Origin of the sequence: uncultured Caballeronia sp. (assembly GCF_964243625.1) — a bacterium.
Lineage (GTDB): Bacteria > Pseudomonadota > Gammaproteobacteria > Burkholderiales > Burkholderiaceae > Caballeronia.
Genome location: NZ_CAXTGZ010000245.1, coordinates 1 through 8,363, shown reverse-complemented (window position 1 = coordinate 8,363; position 8,363 = coordinate 1). Strand labels below are relative to the sequence as shown.

Annotated in this window: 7 protein-coding genes and 2 pseudogenes; 6 read left to right on the top strand and 3 right to left on the bottom strand. The window is 61.2% G+C overall.

The genetic code is table 11. From position 1 onward, the window contains the following. A pseudogene (locus ACFFAR_RS17340) lies at window positions 1-66 on the top strand (FimD/PapC C-terminal domain-containing protein); the annotation flags it as partial. A gap of 216 nt (window positions 67-282) precedes the next feature. Here ACFFAR_RS17340 and ACFFAR_RS17335 read toward each other — a convergent pair. Further along, the gene (locus ACFFAR_RS17335; protein ID WP_174363454.1) at window positions 283-1,173 is read right to left on the bottom strand and encodes a LysR family transcriptional regulator; all 891 of its coding nucleotides are present in this window, start codon (window positions 1,171-1,173) and stop codon (window positions 283-285) included. Between the two features lie 284 nt (window positions 1,174-1,457). On the opposite strand from ACFFAR_RS17335, the gene ACFFAR_RS17330 reads away from it, so the two are divergent. After that, the gene (locus ACFFAR_RS17330; RefSeq protein ID WP_174363455.1) at window positions 1,458-3,839 is read left to right on the top strand and encodes a GNAT family N-acetyltransferase; all 2,382 of its coding nucleotides are present in this window, start codon (window positions 1,458-1,460) and stop codon (window positions 3,837-3,839) included. Window positions 3,840-3,850: 11 nt separating this feature from the next. On the opposite strand, the gene ACFFAR_RS17325 is transcribed toward ACFFAR_RS17330, so the two are convergent. Together ACFFAR_RS17325 and ACFFAR_RS17320 are read right to left on the bottom strand one after the other, a co-directional pair. Beyond that, window positions 3,851-4,396: a hypothetical protein gene (locus ACFFAR_RS17325; RefSeq protein WP_062003519.1), complete on the bottom strand. Its 546-nt coding sequence runs from the start codon at window positions 4,394-4,396 to the stop codon at window positions 3,851-3,853. Window positions 4,397-4,511: 115 nt separating this feature from the next. Continuing rightward, window positions 4,512-5,324 carry a helix-turn-helix domain-containing protein gene (locus tag ACFFAR_RS17320; protein ID WP_174363456.1) on the bottom strand — a complete coding sequence of 271 codons (813 nt, stop codon included), beginning with the start codon at window positions 5,322-5,324 and terminating at the stop codon, window positions 4,512-4,514. 111 nt (window positions 5,325-5,435) lie between these two features. Here ACFFAR_RS17320 and ACFFAR_RS17315 point away from each other — a divergent pair, with 111 nt between their 5' ends. The 4 genes and pseudogenes from ACFFAR_RS17315 to ACFFAR_RS17300 form a co-directional block, all read left to right on the top strand. Further along, window positions 5,436-5,849: an SAF domain-containing protein gene (locus ACFFAR_RS17315; RefSeq protein ID WP_174363457.1), complete on the top strand. Its 414-nt coding sequence runs from the start codon at window positions 5,436-5,438 to the stop codon at window positions 5,847-5,849. Beyond that, window positions 5,846-7,135, top strand: coding sequence for a UxaA family hydrolase (locus ACFFAR_RS17310; protein WP_174363458.1), 1,290 nt, complete (start codon window positions 5,846-5,848; stop codon window positions 7,133-7,135). The genes ACFFAR_RS17315 and ACFFAR_RS17310 overlap by 4 nt, the downstream gene beginning before the upstream one ends. Before the next feature lie 46 nt (window positions 7,136-7,181). Further along, window positions 7,182-8,264: an aldo/keto reductase gene (locus ACFFAR_RS17305; protein WP_174363459.1), complete on the top strand. Its 1,083-nt coding sequence runs from the start codon at window positions 7,182-7,184 to the stop codon at window positions 8,262-8,264. After that, window positions 8,261-8,363 (top strand): annotated as a pseudogene (locus ACFFAR_RS17300) (amidohydrolase); the annotation flags it as partial. The gene ACFFAR_RS17305 and the pseudogene ACFFAR_RS17300, both read left to right, overlap by 4 nt.

Below are 8,363 nucleotides of genomic sequence, written 5' to 3'. Positions count from 1 at the left end.
GAAGATCAGGGCGCGCTTACGGTGAAGTGGGGCAGTGGCCCCGTCGAACAATGCAGGATCAGCTACACGCTGCCGAAAAAAGACCCAAAGTCTTATAACCCCGGGTATCTGTCGGTGCAATCGCACTGCGTGCCCGGGGTGAAATGCAGGCGAATGGCGTTACGGGAACAGGGGCGTCGGGAAGCGCCATGCGCTGACACGAAGCTGGCTTTTCAAGTGACTCAACGTTCCGGCCAGAAGCACACGAGTGGTATCAGTGCAATCCGGCCGGTAACGAGGCGCTCATTTGATTCGTTCCGCTTCACTTGCCTCATAACGCAACCAGGCCGCGAACGAACTCACCGTTTCAGTTTCACGATGCGTTTCCGGCACATCGAGCCAATATCCAAACGGTCCGACCATCTCCACGTCGGACATTTTCACGAGCGCGCCTTCGGTCAGCTCGTCATCAATCATGTTCAGGTCCACAACCGCGAGTCCGACACCACGCCGCGCCGCGTGAATCGCTTGTTGCAGATTCGAAAACTCGATGCCGTTATCCGCGTAGCGCGCGGGCATCCCCGCCTTGGCCAACCAGTTTGGCCATAATTTCAACCGCACGTCTTCGTGCAGTACATGCAGCGCGGGCAATTCATCAAGCAGGCGCTCGACCGGTACGCCGGCTAATCCGGCTGCGCCCACGAGTGCGTGTCTTTCCATCAGCAAAAGCTCCGAGCCGCCTTCAATGGTTGACTCGCGCGCGGGTTCGCGGCCGAACCGGACGCTGCAATGACATTCGCCGCTGTCCTGCGTCCGGATCGATAAATCCACGTCTGGCAGTTGCTCCGCGAGCGCGCCCAGCCGCGAAGAAAACCATTGCGTTGCAAACGTGGGGGGCAACGACACAACGAGACGCCTGCGTTCCACAGCACCTGATAAATGCCGTGTTCCCCGCTCGATGACATCAAACGCTTCCGTCACTGAGGGCATCAATGTCACGCCTGCCGGCGTCAGCCGGATCCCTTTGTGGTCGCGCTCGAAAAGCTTCACGCCCAACGATTCTTCCAGCAGCCGGATTTGCCGGCTTACAGCTCCTTGTGTGACGCACAGCGCTCGGGCTGCGCGGTTGAAACTCAAATGCCGCGCCGTCTCTTCAAAAAAACGTAGCGCAATTAACGATGGAAGGTGTCGCATAGTGATTCCTGACTGCCAGTCTCCCCAGTTGTTCTTGTTGGCCAGGTACATGCGCCCCGTTGTTTGCGAGTGAGGGTCTTTGTCCCGCGTTCGATAAAATTACCTTGATTCCGGGAGCGAAACAATAGACCTTTCGGCCAACGTTGAAGCAGCAGGAATTCTCATAAGGGGCTATCAGGAAAGCTGCGAACCCGCGGATAAGACGCAGGGGACTAGGCCATTCGACTAGTAGTTGGCGGGGCATGAATCGCCTATGCTGGATACATCCCGTTCCAGGAGGCTGCATGACCGTACGCAATCTCGACGCGCTATTCCATCCGAAATCGATCGCCGTGATCGGTGCGTCGCTGCGCGCGGGCAGTATCGGCGAAATGGTGTGGTCGCGGCTCAGTCGCGCGGGATTCGCGGGTGGGATCTGGCCGGTGAACCCGAAGCATCGTCAGATCGATGACGCTGTGGCCTACGCCCGGATCGAGGATCTGCCCGACGCACCCACCGTGGCAGTGTTGTGCACGCCACCCTCAACATGGCCGGCGATCGTCCAGCAGTTGGGCGAACGGGGCACGCGGGCAGTCGTAATCGTTGGGCAGTCGGGCGAAACCCGTGGCCAGACGGTCAGCAACTGGACAAACCGGACACTTGCCGCGGCACGGCCATTCTTGTTGCGCGTGGTCGGTCCGGCAAGCCTGGGTGTGATGACGCCTCTCACTGGCGCCGTGCTGGGCGCGCCGTCATCTCCGGTTGCGGCTGGAGGGGTAGCGTGGGTATCGGCGTCGAATGCGCTGACCAATGGCGTGCTCGGTTGGGCGAACGCCCGCGGTCTTGGCTTTTCTAGAGTGGTGGCGCTGGGCGATGAGGCCGATGTCGATGTCGGGGATACCCTCGATTTTCTTGCAAGCGACGCCCGTACGCGTGCAGTCCTGCTTGCCGTTGAATCGGTGCGAATGGCGCGCAAGTTCATGTCAGCGGCGCGCGCTGCCGCACGCAACAAACCTGTGCTCGTTCTACGCACCGGCCACGACGATCCGTTCGACGCGTTATACAGCGCTGCATTCCGGCGTGCGGGTCTGGTACGCGTCGATTCTTTGGACGACCTCCTGGACGAAATCGAGACGCTCGGGGTTGGCCGTGTGGCGGCGAGCGATCGTGCAACCGTGATCACGAGCGACCGGGGCGTAGCAGCGCTTGCAGCCGATGCATTCGCCACCGCCGGCGACGCACTCGCACTCTGGCCGGACGCGGCCCGCAAGTCCGTCACCGCAGCATTGCCGGGCGCGCGGCTCGGCAATCCGCTGCAACTGGGCGACGCCGCCACTGCCGCTGATTTCGGCGCGGCGCTCGAAGCGCTGGCGCCGCATCGTGAGACCGGGACTGCGTTTGTGGTCCATGCGCCGACGCATGCAGCACCGGTTGCCGAGGTCGCGCGCATGATGATCGCCCAGAAGGATCATGCGTATCGCGGATTACTGGCGTGCTTTTTTGGTTGTGTCGATGAAGCCACGCGCGACGCGTTGCATGCGCACGGCATTCCGGTTCACACCACACCGCAGCGGCTCGCACGGGGTTTCGCCCGGCTGGTGGACTATCGCCAGGGCCGTGAATTGTTGATGCAGACGCCCGACGGGCCGCTACCCCAGGCGGTGGGGGCGCTCGACAGCGCGCAGGCTCAGGTGATGGCTGCGTTGAGCACTGGCGTGGCCGAGCTGGATGGCGAGCGTGCGTCGCGGGTTTTGAGTCAGTTTGGAATTGTCGTGAAGGCGGGGCCAACGGGGCCGCGTAGCGACGACGCCATTGAAATCGATGTACGTCTGCTCAACCACCGCATATTCGGTCCGGTATTCGAGTTCAGGGCTGCCGGCGCGCTCGGTTTGCCGGATTCCTTGCACGAGTTCGCCCTTCCGCCGCTGAATCCCTTGCTCGCCCGCGACCTCGTGATGCGCTCGCCAAGGGCGCGGGAATTGCCGGCCGAGACCTTGTTGAATGCGTTGACGGCTTTGTCGAATGCGGTGTGTGAAATCGAGCAGATCGTGGCTCTGCGCCTGACAGTACGCGTCACACGCCAGGCGGTCGTGGTTTATGAGCCGCACCTGACGCTGGCCGCGCACCGCACGCCGCTCGCCATCCAGCCGTATCCGCGCCGGCTTGAGGAGACGCTGGACTGGAACGGATTCCAGGTCACCATACGTCCAATCCGTCCTGACGACGAAGCCGCCCACAGCGCTTTTGTCGCGGCAATGACGCCCGAGGACCTGCGCCTGCGTTTCTTCAGCTCAGTACGCAGCTTCGATCACTCGCAGCTCGCGCGCATGACGCAGATCGATTACGACCGGGAGATGGCGTTTATCGCAGTGACGGGTGAGGACGAAGCAATGCAGACACTGGGCGTGGCCCGCGCAATAGCGGATCCGGACAACGAGACCGCCGAGTTCGCGGTAGCGGTGCGGTCGGATCAGAAGGGCAGGCGTCTGGGCATGTTGCTGCTGTCGCGGATCATCGCGTATTGCAAGTCGCGCGGAACGCGGTGGCTCGCCGGCGAGGCGCTGCGGGAAAACACCGGAATGATCGCGCTCGCGCGCCGCTGCGGTTTTCAGATCACGCCGACAGATGACCCGGGCGTGGTGGGATTCCGCATGCGGCTGACCGACGCCGATTCGGCGCCGACGTGAACCGTTAACGCTTAAGCCGCGAGCTTGGCGAGCGCTTCATCGACTTGCGAACGCGATACCGCCAGTTCTTCCAGCCACGCGTCGGCGTAGACGCTGCCGGTTTCGCGCTCCAGACGCGCGATGGTAGCCGCGCACCGGCTCGTGTCCTTGGGCGTTGCAATAAACGACTTGACCGATGCGCCCGAAGTGAACGCTTCGAACAAGGGTACGCGGATGTCGTCGGGCAGCGCTCGGCTCGTCCATTGATACGGCTTGCCGTTGAACGACAACTGCGGCGGCATGACGCGTTCTTTCTTCGCTGCAGGGATCAGGCCGAAGTTGCGGGCGGCATCGGCGATCTGGTCGGCGGTGAACAGCTCGTCCGCGCTGATATCGAATTGCGCAATGAATGTTTCGATGCTTTGCATCGCTGCTGCGCGGTCGTCACGCTTTTTCTGCGCGCGTGCAACGATGTCGCGCAGTTCATCGGCTTCTTCGCTCGTGATCGTAAAGCTGGACTGTTTTTGCTGGAGTTCGGAGAAGCGCTGGAATTCGGGATCGGACAGAAGTTTCGCCATGGCCTTGCTGAATGAAGACGCGGAAGATCGTACGAAAACGACCAGCCGCTTTTTGAGAGGGGCGCCATTCTATCAAGCCGGGCTGGAATACCGCGCATCGCGCACGGCATCGAGTTCAACCATCGACTTCAACCACCGAATTCAACTCAGGCTCGCGATACATCGACAGCGCCGCGGCCGCTTCGCCGGGCATTGCGCTGACGTCGTCAAGTGACGGTGCGACGTATTCATCGATACGCCTGAGAAACGGGCAGGTCAGCGTCGCGACGGCCTGACCCGAAGGCCCGAGCAGCGGAAAACTCACATCCATGACGCCGAACGTCTGCTGACTTTCCTTATGGAGGAAGCCGTCCGCGCGAATCCTCGCGTACGCGCTTTCGAGCGCGACCGGGTCCAGCGCTGTCTCGCCCTTGACCTGCGTGTGTTCGGCAAGCATGTGCGCGCGCTGTTCGGCGCTTTGGAACGCGAGCGTCACGCGCCCTGAACCGGTATCGATCAACCCGATGCGCGCGCCAAGCCGCACCGAAATACCCCACGTGCCCGGCCCGTCGACCTGCGCGATTACAAGAAGATTGCCCCGGTCGTACGTGGCGAGATGACACGATTGCTCGGCGCGATCAGCGAAACGCTGCATGACCGGCAGCGCTTCGGTGATCAGGCGGTTCATCGGCGGATGGCGATGCGCGAGCGCATACAGCTTGAGGCTCAGCGAATACCGGTCGCCCGCCGGCGAGCGCACCACATACTGCCGCGCGACCAGCCGTTCGAGCATCCGGTACATCTCGCTCGCGTTGCGCCCGAGCGATTTCGTGATCTCGGCGCGCGTCAATCCATCTTTTTGCTCGGCGAGCAATTCGAGGATATCGAGCCCTTTATCCAGCGCGGGCGCGCGATAACGGTCGGCGTCGGAGGGATCTTCTGCCTGCATGTCGGCCTTGTTGAAAACGATAAACGCACGATGCTAAGGGAAAACACGGACCGATTCGGTGCGCAGTTAGCTTGACTTCGACTTGTCCGCATATGAATAATACGTTCACTGATGAACGATTGTACTGATACAAACCCGCGCTGCGACACAATCGAAAACGAATTCAAGGAAGTCTGCGTGCCGCACACACCGCACAACAGTACCGACCCACGTCTGATTCTTCAAAGCCCGCAAGACAATTGCCTGATTGCAGGTGCGCGTCTGGAGGCGGGCGAGCGCGTCGAGATTGAAGGGGAGGTCGTCACGCTGGCAAAGACCATCGACCTTGGACACAAAGTCGCGCGCCACGCGTTGCGCTCGGATCAAAAAGTGCTTCGTTACGGCGCGATTATCGGCCACGTGAATTCGGACGTTCAGCCCGGCGACCACCTGCACACCCACAATCTCGAGAGCGACTACATCCCGACCTTTACCCACGACGCCGGCCACGCGTTCGTGGATCACCGGGAAAAGCCAAGCCAATGACAGCAACCACCGCTCCCCAGCTTCAGGGTTTCTTGCGCGCCGACGGCCGCAAGGGTATTCGCAATGTGATCGCGGTTGCTTATCTCGTGGAGTGCGCGCATCACGTGGCGCGCGAGATCGTCACGCAGTTTCGCCCCGCGTTCGATGCCTTCGATGACCCGAATACCGAACAGGAACCACCGGTTCATCTGATCGGCTTTCCCGGCTGCTATCCGAATGGCTATGCCGAAAAAATGATGGAACGGCTGACCACACATCCGAATGTGGGCGCGGTGCTGTTTGTATCGCTGGGATGCGAGAGCATGAACAAGCACTATCTCGTCGATGCCGTTCGCGCGAGCGGCCGTCCCGCCGAGGTCCTGACAATTCAGGAAAAGGGCGGCACCCGCAGCACGATCCAGAACGGCCTCGACTGGATTCGCGAAACGCGTGCGACGCTTGCCGCCCAGCCAAAAGTGCCAATGGCGCTCGATGAACTCATCGTCGGCACGATTTGCGGCGGTTCCGACGGCACCAGCGGCATTACGGCAAACCCCGCGGTAGGTCGCGCATTCGACGCATTCATCGACGCCGGCGCCGCCTGCATCTTCGAAGAGACCGGCGAACTCGTCGGCTGCGAATTCCATATGAAAAGTCGCGCGGCGCGGCCGGAACTCGGGCAGGAAATCGTCGCGTGCGTGGACAAAGCCGCACGCTATTACTCGATCCTGGGACACGGTTCGTTTGCGGTCGGCAACGCGGACGGCGGCCTCACGACGCAAGAAGAAAAGTCGCTCGGCGCGTACGCGAAAAGCGGCGCGTCGCCCATTGTCGGCATCATCAAACCGGGCGATATCCCGCCGGTCGGCGGCTTGTACCTGCTCGATGTCGTGCCGGACGGCGAACCGCGTTTCGGTTTTCCGAACATCAGTGACAACGCCGAGATCGGCGAATTGATCGCATGCGGCGCGCACGTGATCCTGTTCACGACCGGGCGTGGTTCGGTGGTCGGCTCGGCCATCTCGCCCGTGATCAAGATCTGTGCGAACCCGGCGACGTACCGCAATCTCTCCGGCGATATGGACGTAGATGCCGGCCGCATCCTCGAAGGCCGCGGAACGCTCGACGAAGTAGGCCGCGAAGTATTCGATGTCACCGTGAAAGTCGCGGCAGGCGCTGCGTCGAAGTCCGAATCGCTGGGTCATCAGGAATTCATCCTGACGTACAAGACGTTCGACCCGGTCGGGCCTGCGTGCTTGCCGGCGAACGCTACGCCGCGGCACGCGGTATCGATTGCTCCGGTTTGATCCACGCATTGAATAACGCACCGAATTACGCATCGAGAACCACGCGATGAACCCAATCACCGGAAACCCCGTCGTGAAAAAGCGCAAGGTTGGAAAAACATCGCTGGAAGTGACGGCGCTGTCGTTGGGCAGTGCGCCGCTTGGCGGCCTGTATCACGACTTGTCGGAAGAAGATGCGCAGGCAACGATCGATGCCGCCTGGCAAGCTGGCATCCGATTTTTCGATACCGCCCCGCACTACGGCCATACGAAAGCTGAACATCGCATGGGTGATGCATTGCGACGCTATCCGCGCGAAGACTACGTGTTGTCCACCAAAGTCGGACGCCGTTTTGTCCCGCGCACGACACTATATGACGGCAGCGAAGGCTGGTCGAATCCCCTGCCTTTCCAGGCGACCTACGACTACACCTACGACGGCATTCTTCGTTCATTCGAAGATAGCCAGCAGCGTCTGGGAATCGTGGATATCGATATTGTTCTGATCCATGACATCGGCCGCGTTACGCACGGCGAGAAAAACGCGTTTTACTGGCGGCAACTCACGGACGAAGGCGGTTTTCGCGCGCTCGATGAACTACGGGCATCGCGTGGCGTGAAAGCGGTCGGACTCGGCGTGAACGAAGGCGCGGCGGTTCAGGAAGCGATGGCGGAGTTCAATATCGATTGCGCGTTACTCGCCGGCCGATACACCTTGCTCGAACAAGCCGTCCTCGACGACTTGCTGCCCGAATGCGAGAAACGCGGCGTCAGCATCTTGCTGGGCGGTGCGTTCAACTCGGGCATTCTCGCGCGTGGTTTGACGCACGATAATGTGCCGCCGAAAGCGATCAACCAGAAGTTCAACTACGGCGATGCGCCGCCTTCGATCATCGAGCGCGTCGATGCGCTGGAACGAATATGCCGCGAGCATGGCGTCGCATTGTCGAGCGCGGCCCTTCAGTTTCCTTATGCGCATAAAGTTGTCGCCACCGTGCTGATGGGCGCGCGCAACCCCGACGAGGTACGGTCGAACGTTGCTTCATTCGCTGATCCTCTGCCCGCTGATTTATGGGACGCGTTGCGGGCGGCGGGACTGCTACATGCATCGGCACCCGTGCCCGAACGTTCCGGCGAAGCCGAATCATGAGCGTTGAATCCATCGATGCGCATCAGCATTTCTGGGACCCATCGCGCGGGGACTACGGCTGGTTGACACCTGAGCTTGGCGGCTTATATCGCGTGTTTG